Raw genomic sequence first — 16,620 nt, 5'->3', positions numbered from 1 at the left:
CCATCCTTACATTCACAGTTAACAGACTTAAATTTTCAACCGTAAACAGATCATCTGTTTACGTTATGCGATTGCGTGTACAGATTTTTTACACCTGGCTTCAAATTCATCTCTGAATCGATTAATAGTATGTCGTACAGGCCAGGCAGCGGCATCAGCGAGGGCGCATATTGTTCGTCCTTCCATCTGCGTGGTGATGTCCAGCAGCAGATCAAGATCTTTGATTTCGCCGTCGCCGTTTTTAATTTTCAATAAGATTTTTTCAAGCCACCCGGTGCCGTCACGGCAGGGTGTGCATTGGCCGCAAGATTCATGATGATAAAAATGTGCTATTCTCCATAGCATATCAACCATGTCGGTATCTTCATCCATAACCACCATCCCGGCAGTTCCAAGCATGGTTCCCACTTCACGGAGTGAATCGCTGTCCATGGTAACACCATCCAGCTGATCTGCCCGCAAAATCGGCGTGGAAGAACCACCTGGAATGACAGCTTTCAATTGCTTGCCATTACGCATTCCTCCGGCCACATCATTGATAAGTTCAAGAACAGGGATTCCGGATGGCAGTTCGTATACACCGGGGCGGTTTACATGACCGGAAATTCCGTAAAGAATGGGTCCGGGATGATTTTTGGCACCGATACCGGCAAACCAGTCCGCTCCTTTATTAATCACAGGAACGACATGCGAGAGCGTTTCAATATTGTTGATTGTGGTAGGACGGCCCCATAATCCTTTTTGAGCTGGAAACGGAGGTTTTACCCGCGGGTATCCTCGTTTTCCTTCAAGAGATTCGAGCATGGAAGTCTCCTCACCGCAGATATATGCACCTGCACCGGAGTGGACATAAAAATCAACGCTGTAGCCGGATCCTAAAATATCCTCGCCGATAAAACCTTTTTCGTAAGCATCATCCACAGCTTTTTGCATCATATCGATGTAATCTTTGTATTCACCTCGGATATAAACATAGATTGAGGTGATTTCCATCGCATATGCAGCAATAAGAGCTCCTTCAATAAATACATGTGGGTTATACTCAAAGATTTTTCTGTCTTTGAATGTACCCGGCTCCGACTCATCTCCATTGCAGGCAAGATAACGCGGTCCGCCGTCAGCCGGCGGCATGAACGACCATTTTAAACCGGCATTGAACCCGGCTCCTCCTCGTCCGCGAATATTTGCCGCCTTCACTTCATTTATGACATCAGACGGGCCTTCCCACTTCTTTTTATCAGTTAGTACACTTTTCAGAGCACTGTATCCGCCATTCTGCTGATACACGTCGATCTTGTGCAGATCTTTAGTATTAGGTATCAATACAGGTTCGTAATTTTTCCAGTCTGCTGTGCTCATAACTTTTTAGTCAACTTTACGGAGGGGCATTTTAATTTCTTCGTATTCGGGCGTTTTGCCGGCTTTCAGGTCATCAATCAGTTTGTCAACTTTCTCTTTCGTGAGGTTGTTCACGTATTTATCGTTGGTAACCTGCAGCATCGGGGCGTATCCGCATGCGCCCAGGCATTCCACTTCCTGGACGGAAAACATTCCATCTTCCGTAGTTTCGCCGGCTTTAATACCCAGTTTGTCCTCAATGTGATTTAACATATCATATCCGCCACAAAGCTGACAACTCAGGCAGGTGCATACATCGAGAACGTGCTTTCCCTTCTTCTCTTTATAATATTGTGTGTAGAAGGTTGCAACACCGTGAACATGGGCTTCCGGCAGGCCAAGTGTTTCTGCGACAAGGCGCTGAACTTCCGGTTCAACATGGCCGAATTTATTTTGTGCAAGCCATAAAACAGGCAGAGTGGCCGGCATTACTTCCGGGTACTTTGCCTTGATGTCGTCGATTTTTTTGAGGTCGTCTTTATCGAATTCGTACGTCATAATATTATTTATCTGCTTCACCCATTACAGGGTCAATTCCACCAATAATCACCACGGTATCGGCGACCATCTCACCATCAAGTATATTTTCAAGTACCTGAAGGTTACTGAAGGAGGGTGCATTAATTTTTAATCTCCAGGGATGACCGGTTCCGTCGCTTTGAATAAAGTATCCTAATTCTCCTTTTGGAGATTCCACGGCGTGATAGGCTTCCGCGCCTTCCGGGGGACAGATACCTGTATCCGTCATCATAAAGTCATGAATCATACCTTCCATGGAGTAATAGACTTCATCTTTGGAAGGGTAGGCCTGCTTTGCGTTATCCGTACGCACGGGGCCTTTTGGAAGTTTATCAATACATTGATTAATGATTCGAATGCTTTCGGACATCTCCTCCATCCGAACAAAATATCTTGCAAGATTGTCGCCTTCAAGCCGGGTTGGAACACCGAATTCCACTTCATCATATCGGGCGTAGGGAGCGAATTTTCTCACGTCGTATCCGTACCCGGTAGCTCGCAGAACAGGGCCGGCGGCCCCGATTTTAATAGCGTCTTCGGTCTTCAATACACCAACGGCTTCGTTCCGGTCGAAAAACAACCGGTTTCGGTCGAGCAGTTTGTGGTAATCTCTAATTTCTTTCGGAAATGATTCAGCAAATTCTTTGATTGCGCCCATCGCCTCGTCGGTGATATCGTTTGCAACACCCCCAATCCGGGCATGAGATACGGTAAACCGGTGTCCCGTGAGGCGGTCCATAATATCATAAATCTTTTCACGCTCTTTAAACGTCCAGATAAAAAATGAAACGGCACCGGCGTCCATAACCATCGTTCCAAGCCATAAAAGGTGGGATGATATTCGTGCAAGTTCGCAGCCAATCATCCGGATGTAATGCGCACGTTCCGGCACTTCAACATTTGCAATTTTTTCAACCGCAGTACAGAGCGCTACGTTATTACTGTAGGGCGAAAGATAATCCATGCGATCAGTATAGGGCATGAATTCCTGGTAGGTTTTATTCTCCGCAATCTTTTCAACTCCTCTGTGCAGATAACCAATATCCAGTTTAACCTTTTCAATCGTTTCGCCGTGAAGCTGCAATACAAGACGCAAAACCCCGTGAGTTGCAGGATGCTGCGGCCCCATGTTCAGTATCATTTTAGAACTCAGCGGATCCCCGTCATCAAGTTCCTCGATGGTTGTATGCTTATCTTCCAGGCTTTGGTAAAGCTTCTTCTGGTGCTCAACAAAGAACGTGGAGTTAACCTTGGACTGAATATCAGATAATTTCATAACGTACTATTCTGTATCCGGATTAGTTTGCGGAAGATCAATGGAACCCTGAATTCCAAGCAACGGAAATTCTTTACGAAGCGGGAAATATTCAAAATCTTCGGGTAGAAATATTCGCCGGTGGTCCGGATGATTGTTAAAACGAATTCCAAACATATCATACACTTCCCGTTCATTCCAGTTGGCAGCAGGCCATATCGGCGAAACGGAATCAACGGTTGGATTTTCTTCTTCACACCGGACTTTTACGAACAGCCGGGTCTGATTTTTCATTGAAATGAGGTTATAAATCACTTCAAAACGTTCATCAGAAGTATATCGGTCAGTGCCAAAAAGGTCACTTAAGTAGATAAAATGCTGCTCTTCTTTCAGAAATCTGCACACTTCAAGAAGTGCATCTTTTTCGATGCGAGCAAATGTATCGCCTGATGACTGATAGACTTCAATCAGCTTTTCAGGAAATGCTTCCGTTAGTGCATCAACAGTTTTTTGGAGAGATTCGGATAGTTCTAAACTCATATAAATCTATAGATTAGGTATCGAGCATTACAGAGTGTTCTGTTTTAATTTTATCCTGAATTTTCATCAGGGCGTGCAGAACAGCGTCCGGACGCGGAGGACAACCTGAGATGTAAGTGTCAACAGGCAGGAAGTTATCAACACCTTGTACAACTCCATAGCACCTGTGCATTCCACCGGTTGAAGCGCAGGCACCCATCGCAATACACCATTTAGGATCCGGCATCTGATCCCAGATTCTTCGAATTGCGTGAGACATTTTATAGGTACACCAGCCGGCAACAATCATTACATCACTTTGACGGGGTGAAAATCTCATCACTTCAGATCCGAATCGTGCGGCATCATATTTTGGTCCGGCAAAAGCCATCATTTCAATTGCACAACAGGCAAGTCCCATCGGCATTGGCCATGCGGCATTTGCGCGGGCCCAGTTCACAAGATTGTCAACTCTGCTCGTTAAATATCCTTCTCCAAGTGCGCTTTCTAAACCCATAATTCTTATTTTTTAACGGCTTCGTGTTTAAGTTTCTTCATATCCCAGTCGAGAGTGCCCTTTTTCAAAGTGTAGATCAAACCAATGAAGAGTATTACAATAAATACTACCATAGCGACGAACGTTCCTGCGCCGTGGGTTAAGTATGCAACGGCCCATGGATAGATAAAGACAACTTCAAGGTCAAAAATAATGAATTCCATGGCTACCAAATAGAAAGCAATGGAATATCGATCCCGGGCCTCGCCAACGGGATCCATACCGCTTTCGTAGGCGGTTAGTTTGGTTTTGTTGGGACGAAATGGCCCTAATAGGCGAGAAAGCGACATCAAAAGTATGGCCAATACGAATGCGACACCCAGCAACACGATGATTGGCATATATTGTTCAAGCATAGATATCTGAAATTTTTTGAAAAGGCAGCTGTATGCCCAACGTAACTGTTCCGTTTACATGACTTAATTTAAGGCTCCAATATAGGGTCTTTTTAATCCAATTTGGAACGTTTTTTTAAAGTTTTTTGGAGATGAATTTGCCCGGAAATCAATAAATGCTTGTTGCACGAGCCGGAGCAGAAGACTTAATAAGAAGTAGAATCAGTATACGGCAAAAAGAAAACCCGGTTTATTTATTTAAAACCGGGTTCTTTAAAAAAACTACTGCAAGTCATAAGATGTCATAAGTGAATTCCCCCTTAGAAGGTCATCCATCAATTAGCTGTTCGTTTTATAAAATTTCAACATTTCTGTTAATGATTCTACCAGCCAATTCTGCCACGGTCATCATCAACCGGTTGCATATCGTGTTCAGGATCTTCAGGCATCACAAATCCCGGTGGCGGCTGAAAAGGTTCAGTACTCCAGGGGGTATCAGGATCCTCCCTGGCGTAGTTGATGAAAGACCCAACAATAGGCAAAGCGGTTCGCGCACCCTGCCCGATGCTTCCGGGCCTGTTTATAGGGAAACGTACGAAGTTGTCTTCGCCGCCTACCCATGAACCCATAACAATATGAGGCATCATAGCAACAAACCAGTTATCGGAACTGTTCTGACTGGTACCGGTTTTTCCTGCTACATCCTGTTGAACATTATATGTACCTGCCAGCCGGGTTCCCGTACCGTGGAAACCATCGCCGCCGCGAATTACGCCGCGCATCATGTCAATCATTAAATAAGCCGTTTCGGGGCTGATAGCTTCACCGCTGTAATCAGGAAAGTACTCCACAAGTACATTACCTTCTTTATCTTCAATCCGGGTTACGGCGATCGGGTCGATATGAACTCCTTCGTTTGCAAATGTTGTGTATGCACTTACAAGTTCGAGCAGAGATACATTTGCCGTTCCTAGGGCGATGGATGGGTAATTCCCGCTTACCCCGCTTAAGTCGATCCCCAGGAGTGTTGCCATTTCCCTGATCTTTCGCGCTGCCGGTTCCAGGTCCTGCAGCCGGTTTGTACCGGGGGCACCTGCTATCTCAGGGAGTAAGCGAACGGTAACGTTGTTCAGACTTCGGGCAAGAGCATCTCTTAATGGAACCATTTCAGGGCCGTCGGGAACGACCCGATCTTTTGGATTCCAGATTCCGCCACCCTGTTGTATGAAACTCATCGGGTATTTTGAAAACCTGTGATAGGGCATATAGCCATTATCCACGGCAATCGAATAAACAAACGGTTTAAAAGTTGAACCGGCCTGGCGTTTTGATTGGTATACATGATCGAACTGCTGCTGCCCGTAGTCCATGCCGCCCACCCAGGCAAGCACCCCGCCATTGTTGGGATCGATAGCCACAAAACTGCCCTGAAGTTTGGTTCGGGCCCTTTTTACTGAATCAACAAACGCCTCGTCTGCCATGAGATTTTCGAAGACAACCGATTCCTGGTCAGTTTCGAATTTACTGAATCCATTTTTATATCGGTCGGTGTCGCGAATGAATTCTCGGAGAAATCCTGGAAACTCTTCCCAAAACCGATCCATGTATTCACCGCCGGGACTCGTCCATTCCCGTTCAAACTGGGGCTGAAATTCAGCCATATTCTCACTCACGGCACGTTCTGCATGTCGCTGCAGTCTTGAGTCAATCGTGGTGTAGACGGTGAGTCCGTCGGTGTAGAGGTCATACCCGTTTTCACGTGTCCATTCTGTTACCTTCTGGCGAACATATTCACCGAAATAACGGCTTTCACGACCTGAGCGGGATGGGGGCTGGTAATTCAGTACAATTTCTTCGCTGCTTAGATTTGCAAAAATCTCGGGAGTTATGAAATCCCTTCGCATCATCTGTCCCAGAACAACATTTCTTCGCTGCATAGAACGCTCCGGGAAAATCCGGGGATTATAAGCATATACCGCTCGAAGCATCCCCACGAGTGTAGCAGCTTCTGAGACTGTGATATCACTTGCCGGTTTGCCAAAGTGGGTTTGCGAGGCAGATTCAATTCCAAAAGTACTGTTTGCAAACTCCACGGTGTTGAGGTACATCTCAATGATTTCCTCTTTAGTATAATTCTGCTCAATCTGAATTGCAGTGAGCATCTCCCGGAGTTTTCGGGTTACGGATACTTCTCTCCCGATCTTACGGTACAAGTTTCTCGCAAGCTGTTGGCTGATGGTAGAACCGCCCTGAAATCTTCCCTGAAGCCAATATATTGGCAGGCCGGCAAGCCTCTCGAGGTCAATTCCCCAGTGCGTGTAGAAACGGTGATCTTCAGTTGCAATAAGTGCATCTACAATATTCGGTGAAATCTGCTCAATGGGAACATAGGTTCTGTTTTCTGTAAAGTATCGATCCAGAACCACGCCATCACGGCTTTTCACAACGGATGCATTTGCCGTTTGAGGGTTTTCGAGTTCCTGAATCGAGGGAAGCCCCTGGAACAGATATACCGTGTATGCAACTGATACAGTAGCGATAAGCAAGAGCAGTGCCGCGCCGCCAAGAAGGATCTTCCTTCCTAAAGGATTACGCTTTTGGGCGGGGGCTGAATTTTCGTCAGACGGATGCTCATTATCAGACGTTTCAGCCTTTTTTCGTTCTGCTAAAACTTTTTTTCGGTATTCCGGATCGTTGAAATACCGTTCTTTATCAAAATCGTTTGTATCGTCGTTCATTAACTAATAATTGGTTCAAGCCTGCCGTTGCAGGGTTCAAATGTTTTTTCTTCAGCATCCCAGACAACGAGCTGAAGTTCATTATCAGTATACAATCCCACGGTTCGGTGTTCAAAAAATGTCCCGGTGTTCATGTAAGTGCCGTAATTAAAAGTGCGTACACGTGGCTGGTGATCATGCCCGGATATAACGTAGTCATAGTCGGAAGATTTTAAAAAGTCTTCAGACCATTTGTTCAGTACAGTTGGATCGCAGTAAGCGCGACGTTTACTGTAGTTCGAGAACGCTTTCATCGTGTGAATCCCGGCCTTTGGTGGCAGCAACCGTTGATACAGCTTTACGAATATTTTGTTTCGTAAAAGTCTGTGCATGGGGGGGCGGGGGAGCTCCAGATCCGGATCACTCAAGCCATCTCCATGGTGAATAAAAAAGCGTTTGCCGTCGATGGACAGATCAAAAAAGTCATTACTGACATTAAAACCGATTTCTTCGAAATATCCCTTTGTCCAGTTATCGTGGTTACCAGTCACATAATTAACTGCACTGTTTTTTTTCATATAGTCTTTAAAACAAGCCAGGATCTCTTTGCCAAAGTCGGGCCTCCAGTTTGGATATTCCATCCAGTAATCAAACAAATCGCCATGGATATGCATTTTAATGCCCTTATCACTACAGTACCGGATGAGTTCAGCAAGGTCATGCCGAACCTCGCGATCGGTTTGATCGTTGAACGCACCCAAATGTACATCAGATAAAAACAGGTGATCCATAACTGATAGACTGGCTAAGTTCTATTTTTTTCGATTGATTATAAATTCTACGAGAGCCTGAAAATCATCAGCACCTTTTTGAACGGGTAATGAGCTGAGTTTTTCCAGGGCTTCTTCTGCATATTGTTCCATTGATAACCTGGCAGAATGAAGGCCATTTTTTTGATGGACGAATTCTACAATTCTGTCAACATCTTTGGAACTCTTTTTTCGTTTTCTCATCAGGCGCTTAATACGAAGGGTCTCCATTGTTGAAGAATTCTCAAATGCTTTTATGAGCGGCAGCGTTACTTTACGTTCCTGAATATCGTTACGTTTCGGTTTGCCGACATCATCGAGTCCATAATCAAATAGGTCATCTTTTATCTGAAATGCAATCCCTATTTTAAGGCCAATCTCTTTCATGGCACGAATGGTCTGCTGGTTATCCGTTGCAGCAGATGCCCCGCATTCACAACAAGCGGATATCAGGCTGGCGGTTTTTTCTGAGATAATCTGGAAATAGCGTTCCTCTGTCATATTAAAGAGGCGTGCTGTTTTTAGCTGCCGGAGTTCTCCTTCACTCATCTGTTTCACTGCGCCGGACAGGATTTGAAGCATATCGTACTCTTTGTTGTCGAGCGCAATAAGCAGGCCCTTGGATAGTAAAAAATCGCCGAGCAGAACTCCTGCTTTGTTATTCCAAAGTTTATTTATGCTTAAAAAACCACGGCGTATATCAGCTTCATCCACCACATCATCATGGATCAGAGTGGCCGTATGCAGTAGTTCAATCATAGTTGCAGCAATGTAACTGCGTCTATCGACATCCCCAAACATTCTGGCGGTCATAAAAACCAGGGTGGGGCGAATTTCCTTCCCTTTCTGACGAAGCAGATACCGCATCACTTTGTTAAGTAAAAATATATCAGTATCGGTCTGCTCCCTGAAGAAATCCCTGAATACAGTAAGATCATTCTGTATAGGATGTGTGATTTCTGAGAGAGACTTCAAAGAGGGATTCTTTTTTGAATTTGATTCTAAAATAGCCTGATCCGGCATAAGGAGTTTATCTTTTCAAAATGAAGCAACAAAATAATGAAACCTGTCATTAAAAAGTTGCGGAATGATGAATGTGTGGTTAGTTTACCAGCTTATTCAATACTGCAATAAAATATCATATTTACATTGAAAACAATAGGTGTTCTAACAAGTGGCGGAGATTCTCCCGGAATGAATGCTGCACTTCGGGCAGTTGTGCGAACCGCAAGCAGCGAAAACTACGAAGTTATTGCCTTCCGACATGGATTTAAAGGGCTGATAAGCGGAGATTTTAAAAGGCTCGGGCCAACTGATGTATCCAACATCATTCAAAGGGGCGGAACAATGCTGAAATCCGCCCGGTGTGAGGAATTCAGAACAGAAGAAGGCAGAGCAAAAGCTGCTGATGTTCTAAAAAAGGAAGGTATTGAGGCTCTGGTGATAATAGGAGGGGACGGGTCATTTCAAGGCGGTACCCTTTTGGCCAGAGAGCATAATATCATCGTGATAGGAATTCCTGCTACGATTGATAACGACCTTGTGGGTTCTGATGAAACGATTGGGTATGATACGGCACTTAATACTGCAATGGATGCAATCGATAAAATCCGCGATACTGCTGATGCCCATGACCGACTTTTTCTGGTTGAAGTGATGGGGCGTGATGCAGGGTTTATCGCACTTGATACTGGTATTGCCGGTGGTGCAGAACTCATACTGTTGCCGGAATCACTAACAGACGTTAATGAAGTACGAACAAATCTGAATGGAATTCTTCACGAGCAGCGCCGCAGCAGTTTGGTTGTGGTTGCTGAAGGTGACGAAACAGGCGGCGCTCTGAAACTATCCGAAAAACTTCGGGACGATTTTTCGAAATATGAGATGCGAGTCTGCATTCTTGGTCATGTTCAGCGCGGTGGCGCACCCACAGCGAGAGACAGGGTTCTTGCCAGCAGGCTTGGGTCGGCTGCAGTCAAGGCGATTTCTGAGGGTCACACCCAGGTAATGGTTGGAATTGTGAATAATGCTATCAAAATCACACCCCTTAAAATGACATTTGGTAAGAAGAAGGAAATTAATTTTGAACTTCTGGATTTAGCAAAAAAACTCAGATAACTAAAAAGAAGACGAAAAAGGCATGCTTCAGATAAATATAGAAGGGGCGAAGGAGTTTTATACAGCAGAAGAACATCAGGGTGCCAATGATAGAGCTTCCGGTGCGTTCCGGCAAGTTCAGGATGGCTACGGAAAGGGAAATGAATGGCTTGGCTGGCGGAGGATACTGCAATCACCAAATGATGCAGAATTGGAGCGAGTTGAGCGGCGTGCAGCACAGATCCGCAATGATGCAGATATTTTTATTATTTGCGGGATTGGCGGTTCGTACCAGGGAGCTCGTGCTGTGATAGACGCACTTTCTAAACCATTTCGGAAAAGCGGCCCTGAAATCATCTATGCCGGTCACCATTTGAGTGCTCAATACCTGGAAGAACTCATACACTATCTTAATCAGCCTAAAGCTGACGGGGAAATAAAAAGTGTGTACCTGAATGTGATTTCAAAATCAGGTTCTACTCTTGAAACAGCCATTGCGTTCAGACAGATCCGGAAATGGATGCACAGCAAATACGGCGATGATGCAACACAGCGAATTATTGCAACCACCGGCGAAACAGGAGGAGTACTCAATAAAATTATTGATGAGGAAGGGTACGACAAATTTGTCATTCCTGAAGATGTAGGCGGACGATTTTCGGTGCTTACCCCCGTAGGTCTGTTGCCGATTGCAGTAGCCGGTATCGATATACAGACGCTCTATTATGGCGCTGTAGCGGAGTATGAAGCCCTTGAAAAAGATCCGTCAAAACTTCTCGAATATGCGGCTACCCGTTACCTTTTACACGAAAAAGGGTATGCTATTGATGTTTTGAGTTCATTTGAACCGGAGCTCAACCAATTATGCGGATGGACTCAGCAGCTGCTTGGTGAAAGTGAAGGGAAAGGGGGTAAGGGTCTTTTTCCTGCTAACGCATCATACACAACAGATCTGCACAGTATTGGTCAGCTTATTCAGCAGGGGCAGCGAAATATAATTGAGACGGTGCTTACGGTGAAAAAACCGATGAGTAAACTGACCCTCACTGAAATGGATTCTGATGTAGACCAGCTCGGATATCTGTCAGATAAACCGATTTACGAAATTAATAACAGTGCGCTTGAGGGTACATGCCAGGCTCATATAGACGGCGGCGTACCTGTGATACGGGTAGAATTGACCAGTTTAAATGAGCAGCAGCTCGGGCGTTTCATCTATTTTTATGAACTTTTTACCGGGGTTTATGTGTATATGCTCGGTTTGAATCCATTTGATCAGCCTGGTGTCGAAAATTACAAAAAAGCGATGTACGCCCTTCTGGGTAAACAATAGATTATAAATGAGCGACAAAAAAAAAGGGCGATACGTTGCAATTGCGGGTAATATTGGTGCAGGAAAATCTTCACTAACAGGACTCCTTGCCGAAAATTTTTCGTGGAATCCATATTACGAATCTGTAGAAGACAATCCCTATTTATCTGATTTTTATGAAGATATGAGGCGCTGGAGCTTTAATCTCCAGATCTATTTTCTATCCAGCCGTTTTCAGCATCAAAAAGAGATGCTCAGTAAAAGTGAGAATATTATTCAGGATCGTACGATCTATGAGGATGTAGAGATTTTTGCAAAAAACCTGCATAACATGAATTTGATGAGCGACCGGGATTTCCAGAATTATTCCGCGCTTTTTCATCAAATGAGTCATTATCTTCGTCCGCCAGACCTGCTGATTTACCTTCGGGCACAGGTTCCCACTCTCGTCCGCCAGATTCAGCAACGGGGCAGGGACTATGAGAATACAATCCGAATCGATTATCTCGAAAAACTGAACAAGTTATATGAAAACTGGATTGACAGATACAGCCATCAGAAACTGATTATTGATACTGATAATCTCGATTTTGTTAATAGTAAAGAAGATCTTGGAAAAGTTATTGAGCTGGTAGAACAGCGGCTTTTTGGTTTATTTAACTGATTGCTTTCGAAAAGATAAGTCTGTATTTTAGATGGCTATTGTGGATAAGCAAAAATTAAGATTCGACATACAGGAATTGCCCGAAGGCGAAAGTTCAAAAGAGCGGTCGCTGACGAAAGGGTTTTTTGAGCTCGATGAAGAAATCAGCTTTCTGGAGGGTGAGGTGCATATCAACTTCTTCAGAACAGATCACTTCATTAAGGTCTCGTTTAGTTTACAGTGCAGTGTTGAACTAATCTGTGACAGGAGTCTCGAGCCATTTGAAAAGAAGATTGAAGGAAAATTTGATATTCTGTTTCAGCCCGGTGAGATTGAAGAATCTGTAACCGCTGAAAGCGCGGTTAAACAGATTCCAGCTGATGAATTGGTGCTCGATATTTCAGATGAGGTGCGCGACACTATCATGCTGAATATCCCGATCAAAAAAATTCATCCGAAGTATGTTGATGAGTCCGGAAAACTCAACGAGTTTGAAACTGCACAGTTTGGAGACCTCGGTGAGGACGATGAACAAGCGATTGATCCGCGATGGGAAAAACTGAAGAAATTAAAGAATAAATAATTATTGTAAGTAGATGGCACATCCGAAAAGAAAAACTTCCAAAGCTCGTAAAAACAAGCGAAGAGCCCACCAGAGTCTTAAGGACGTCACACTTGCTGAGTGCTCAAACTGTGGTGCGCTTCACAGATATCACCATGTGTGTATGGAGTGCGGGCATTACAGAGGTCAGCAGGTAGTCTTTAAGTCAGAATAACCCAATTAAACATTTATGATCGTTGCTGTAGATGCAGTAGGTGGAGATCACTTTCCAGAAAATCCGGTTAAAGGAGGTCTCGAGGCATTAGCCGAACGAGCTGACCTTAATCTGGTATTTGTAGGTCCTGAAAAATTAATTCAGGACGAGCTGGAACAATCTGAAATCGATTTTGATAGCAATCGGGTTGATATTCTACATGCAGACCAGATTGTCACTATGGATGATTCTGCATCTTCAGTGCTGAAGGACAAACAAAATTCATCAATATCAGTAGGTCTAAAACATCACAGAGCGGGCCAGTGCGATGCATTTGTTAGTGCCGGGCATACCGGTGCGTTGCTTGCAGCTTCTACGGTTCTCCTTGGGAAAATTGAAGGAGTCATCCGCCCTACAATTGGTGCGTTGTATCCAACAGTGAAAGGGGTTCGGCTTTTAGTTGATGCAGGAGCAAACCTTGAGCTCAAGCCAGAAATGTATTACCAGTTTGGATTAATGGGCTCGATTTTTACCGAGCAAATTCTGGGAGTTGAAAATCCAAAAATCGGTCTTGTAAACGTTGGTGAAGAACCTGAAAAAGGGACGGATCTGCTCAAAGATTCTTACAAAATATTAGCACAGTTTGATAACTTCATAGGAAATATTGAAGGGAAAGATATTCTCAGTGGTAAAGCTGATGTATTCTTAACGGATGGTCTCACAGGTAATGTAATTCTAAAGTTCGGAGAATCTATACCGGGCATCCTCAGGGAACTGTTTAAAAAGCATATTTCCGAATTAGAAATCAGTGAAGATGTGCAAAAACAAATGTTTACTGTTTTAACAAAAGCTATGCATACATTTGACTACGAACACGTTGGCGGGATTCCTTTTCTCGGAGTGAACGGTATCAGTTTCGTAGGGCATGGAGGAAGCAGCCCATTTGCGATCAGAAGTATGATTTTAAACGCCTCAAATTGTATCGAAAACGGGGTGAATGAAAAGATTAAAGCCTCTCTTAACTAAACCAATTTCATGCCTCCAATTTATGCTAAGATAACCGGTGTAGGGAAATATCTGCCGGATTATATTCTTACGAATAAAGAACTTGAAACCATGGTGGATACCAACGACGAATGGATTACATCCAGGACCGGTATCTCCGAACGCAGAATTTTAAAAGGTGAAGGCAGGGGTACCTCTTACATGGCCTCGCGTGCAGCAAAAGCAGCACTTGAAGACGCCGATGTTGACCCGGATGAGATTGACGCCATCATTGTTGCTACCGTAACCCCAGACTATCTCTTTCCGGCCACAGCCTGCCTCGTGCAAAAACAAATCGGGGCAGATAAAGCCTATGCTTTTGATCTGTCTGCTGCATGCTCCGGGTTTCTTTTTGCATTGACCACCGGCGGTACGATGATTGAATCGGGCAGGGCAAAAAAAGTTCTGGTAATCGGGGCTGATAAAATGAGTTCTATTCTTGATTATTCAGACAGAACAACCTGTATTCTATTCGGTGATGCCGGCGCTGCAGTTCTTCTTGAAGCAACAGATGAAAAAGTGGGGATTATCGATTACATTCACTACACTGACGGTGATGAGGATCGTATGCTTTATCAACCCGCCGGAGGCAGCGTCATGCCGGCGACAGAACAAACAGTTGAACAAAAACTGCATTTTTTGAGGCAGGAAGGCCGTTCTGTTTTTAAACGAGCTACTGAAGGAATGGCTGATGTTTCTCTCGAAATTATGGAGAAAAATAATTTAGCGCCCGACGATGTATCCTGGCTTGTGCCTCATCAGGCAAACCTGAGAATCATCGACGCAACAGCACGGCGTATGGGGCTGGATAAAGAGAAGGTTATGATCAACATCAGTAAATATGGAAATACAACATCAGCCACCATACCACTCTGCCTTGCAGATTGGAATGATGAATTAAGTGAAGGTGATAACCTCGTGCTTTCTGCATTTGGCGGCGGGCTTACATGGGGTTCTATATTTTTAAAATGGGGTAAATAATGAACGCAATACTTTTTCCGGGGCAGGGTTCACAATTCGTCGGTATGGCGAAAGACCATTTTGATTCCAGCAATGATGTTAAAAAGCTCTTCCTGAGCGCTGACGAACAACTGGGATATGCTATTACTGAGATTATGTTTGAAGGCCCCTCAGAAACGCTGATGCAGACACGTTATACCCAGCCGGCAATTTTTTTGCACTCCGTAGCCCTTTTTTATGAAATGAATATTATACCTGATGCAGTAGCAGGGCATAGTTTAGGTGAACTTTCTGCACTTGTAGCGGCTAAAGTTTTATCATTTGAAACAGCACTCGACCTGGTACAGCTGCGCGGGGATCTTATGCAGGAAGCCGGTGAAATTCATCCGGGTACCATGGCAGCTATAATCGGCATGGATGATGCTGTTGTTGACGATATTTGTGCTGAAGCCTCAGAAGAGATTAATAAACCGGTAGTCGCCGCAAATTATAACTGTCCCGGTCAGCTCGTTATCTCAGGTGACGAGGATGCGGTTTCAAAAGCAGTTGATATTGCCAAAGAGCGCGGATGCAGGCTCGCTAAAATGTTGCCGGTGAGCGGTGCTTTTCACTCCCCCCTGATGAAACCGGCACTCGATGGATTCAAAAAGAAGGTTGACAATATTGAATTTAACGATCCTGTTTGTCCATTCTACAGCAATGCAACTGCGGAACCAACGAGAAAATCAGATGTTGTGAAAGAAAATTTGATTGCTCAACTAACATCCCCGGTTCGCTGGACGCAAACGCTTTTAAATATGGAATCGAACGGAATTACCGATTTTACTGAAGTAGGTCCCGGAAAGGTACTGCAGGGACTTGTAAAGAGAACCGTTTCTAATGCTAATATTACAGGTCATCAATAAATCATGGATTTAAAAGGAAAAAACTGTCTGATAACAGGTGGCAGCCGGGGAATAGGCCGGCATATGGCGCTGCATTTTGCAGATCTCGGTGCTAACGTTGCAATTACATACGCCCGATCAGTGGATGCTGCCGAAGAGGTTGTCGGGGAGATATCCGGGAAAAATGTTAAAGGTAAAGCTTTTCAGGCTGACGCAGTAGATTTTTCAAAAGCTGAAGAGGTTATTCAATCTGTAGTCGATGAATGGGGTTCTCTCGATGTATTGGTAAACAACGCCGGAATAACCCGTGATAATCTCATTCTTCGAATGAATGAAGAACAATGGGATGAAGTAATAAATACCAATTTGAAAAGTATCTTTAACTATAGCAAAGCTGCAGCCAAACCGATGATGAGAGCTCGCGGCGGTTCTATTGTTAACGTTGGTTCTGTAGTTGGTCTCTCTGGTAATGCCGGACAAAGTAACTATGCAGCTTCAAAAGCAGGCATCATTGGATTCACGAAGTCGTTTGCCAAAGAACTCGCAAGCCGCGGGATTCGTGCTAATGTAATTGCCCCGGGTTACATACTAACAGAGATGACGGAACAATTGAGCGAAAAAGTTCTTGAATCAATCAAAGCAGAAACTCCGCTGGGCAGAGCCGGTAATCCTGAAGAAGTATCCAATACAGCCGCTTTTCTTGCCTCAGACTTAAGTTCTTACATTACTGGTGAGGTAATTCGGGTGGATGGCGGAATGGCAATGTAGAAACATTTTTATATAATAGGGAGAATAACGCAAAGCGTGTTATTTTTCG

The 16,620-nt window shown here is 44.3% G+C and carries 18 protein-coding genes; 9 read left to right on the top strand and 9 right to left on the bottom strand.

Features of this window, described 5'->3' with window-relative positions; all coding sequences use genetic code 11:
* Positions 1-63: 63 nt before the first annotated feature.
* The 9 genes from nuoF to DYD21_RS09730 all read right to left on the bottom strand — a co-directional run bounded on the left by nuoF (position 64) and on the right by DYD21_RS09730 (position 9,083).
* On the bottom strand, positions 64-1,359 hold the full coding sequence (gene nuoF, locus DYD21_RS09770; protein WP_116035888.1) for an NADH-quinone oxidoreductase subunit NuoF: 1,296 nt from the start codon (positions 1,357-1,359) through the stop codon (positions 64-66).
* Positions 1,360-1,365: 6 nt separating this feature from the next.
* Positions 1,366-1,896, bottom strand: a complete 531-nt coding sequence (nuoE, locus tag DYD21_RS09765; RefSeq protein WP_116035885.1) for an NAD(P)H-dependent oxidoreductase subunit E — start codon at positions 1,894-1,896, stop codon at positions 1,366-1,368.
* A 4-nt stretch (positions 1,897-1,900) separates the two neighbouring features.
* A complete protein-coding gene (gene nuoD / locus DYD21_RS09760; protein WP_116035883.1) occupies positions 1,901-3,193 on the bottom strand; it encodes an NADH dehydrogenase (quinone) subunit D in 1,293 nt (430 codons plus the stop codon).
* Positions 3,194-3,199: 6 nt separating this feature from the next.
* Positions 3,200-3,712 carry an NADH-quinone oxidoreductase subunit C gene (locus tag DYD21_RS09755; RefSeq protein WP_116035880.1) on the bottom strand — a complete coding sequence of 171 codons (513 nt, stop codon included), beginning with the start codon at positions 3,710-3,712 and terminating at the stop codon, positions 3,200-3,202.
* A 13-nt stretch (positions 3,713-3,725) separates the two neighbouring features.
* The gene (locus DYD21_RS09750; protein WP_116035878.1) at positions 3,726-4,208 is read right to left on the bottom strand and encodes an NADH-quinone oxidoreductase subunit B; all 483 of its coding nucleotides are present in this window, start codon (positions 4,206-4,208) and stop codon (positions 3,726-3,728) included.
* Positions 4,209-4,213: 5 nt separating this feature from the next.
* Entirely contained in the window at positions 4,214-4,603 is a 390-nt protein-coding gene (locus DYD21_RS09745) for an NADH-quinone oxidoreductase subunit A (protein WP_116035875.1), read from the bottom strand.
* 362 nt (positions 4,604-4,965) lie between these two features.
* Positions 4,966-7,320 carry a penicillin-binding protein 1A gene (locus DYD21_RS09740; protein WP_116035872.1) on the bottom strand — a complete coding sequence of 785 codons (2,355 nt, stop codon included), beginning with the start codon at positions 7,318-7,320 and terminating at the stop codon, positions 4,966-4,968.
* Positions 7,320-8,090: a UDP-2,3-diacylglucosamine diphosphatase gene (locus tag DYD21_RS09735; RefSeq protein ID WP_116035869.1), complete on the bottom strand. Its 771-nt coding sequence runs from the start codon at positions 8,088-8,090 to the stop codon at positions 7,320-7,322. Before DYD21_RS09735 ends, DYD21_RS09740 begins: the two co-directional genes overlap by 1 nt.
* 21 nt (positions 8,091-8,111) lie before the next feature.
* Complete coding sequence (locus DYD21_RS09730) at positions 8,112-9,083, bottom strand: polyprenyl synthetase family protein (protein WP_233505513.1); 972 nt, start codon at positions 9,081-9,083, stop codon at positions 8,112-8,114.
* 165 nt (positions 9,084-9,248) lie between these two features.
* Here DYD21_RS09730 and pfkA point away from each other — a divergent pair, with 165 nt between their 5' ends.
* The 9 genes from pfkA to fabG are packed head-to-tail and all read left to right on the top strand — an operon-like array spanning position 9,249 to position 16,571.
* Positions 9,249-10,226 (top strand): 6-phosphofructokinase, encoded by a 978-nt coding sequence (gene pfkA, locus DYD21_RS09725; protein ID WP_116035864.1) that lies wholly within the window; start codon positions 9,249-9,251, stop codon positions 10,224-10,226.
* 22 nt (positions 10,227-10,248) lie between these two features.
* Positions 10,249-11,538 (top strand): glucose-6-phosphate isomerase, encoded by a 1,290-nt coding sequence (locus DYD21_RS09720; protein WP_116035862.1) that lies wholly within the window; start codon positions 10,249-10,251, stop codon positions 11,536-11,538.
* A gap of 7 nt (positions 11,539-11,545) precedes the next feature.
* A complete protein-coding gene (locus DYD21_RS09715) occupies positions 11,546-12,181 on the top strand; it encodes a deoxynucleoside kinase (RefSeq protein WP_116035859.1) in 636 nt (211 codons plus the stop codon).
* Positions 12,182-12,221: 40 nt separating this feature from the next.
* Complete coding sequence (locus DYD21_RS09710; protein WP_158551493.1) at positions 12,222-12,743, top strand: DUF177 domain-containing protein; 522 nt, start codon at positions 12,222-12,224, stop codon at positions 12,741-12,743.
* Between the two features lie 13 nt (positions 12,744-12,756).
* Complete coding sequence (gene rpmF, locus DYD21_RS09705) at positions 12,757-12,936, top strand: 50S ribosomal protein L32 (protein ID WP_116035854.1); 180 nt, start codon at positions 12,757-12,759, stop codon at positions 12,934-12,936.
* A 15-nt stretch (positions 12,937-12,951) separates the two neighbouring features.
* Positions 12,952-13,941, top strand: coding sequence for a phosphate acyltransferase PlsX (gene plsX, locus DYD21_RS09700; protein WP_116035851.1), 990 nt, complete (start codon positions 12,952-12,954; stop codon positions 13,939-13,941).
* Positions 13,942-13,950: 9 nt separating this feature from the next.
* Positions 13,951-14,940 carry a beta-ketoacyl-ACP synthase III gene (locus DYD21_RS09695; protein WP_116035849.1) on the top strand — a complete coding sequence of 330 codons (990 nt, stop codon included), beginning with the start codon at positions 13,951-13,953 and terminating at the stop codon, positions 14,938-14,940.
* A complete protein-coding gene (gene fabD / locus DYD21_RS09690) occupies positions 14,940-15,824 on the top strand; it encodes an ACP S-malonyltransferase (RefSeq protein WP_116035846.1) in 885 nt (294 codons plus the stop codon). The genes DYD21_RS09695 and fabD overlap by 1 nt, the downstream gene beginning before the upstream one ends.
* A gap of 3 nt (positions 15,825-15,827) precedes the next feature.
* Positions 15,828-16,571, top strand: a complete 744-nt coding sequence (gene fabG / locus DYD21_RS09685; protein WP_116035844.1) for a 3-oxoacyl-[acyl-carrier-protein] reductase — start codon at positions 15,828-15,830, stop codon at positions 16,569-16,571.
* Positions 16,572-16,620 lie beyond the last annotated feature (49 nt).

It is taken from the genome of Rhodohalobacter sp. SW132 (genome assembly GCF_003390325.1).
In the GTDB taxonomy this organism is placed as follows: Bacteria; Bacteroidota; Rhodothermia; order Balneolales; family Balneolaceae; genus SW132.
This window is presented reverse-complemented; position numbering and strand designations above follow the sequence as displayed.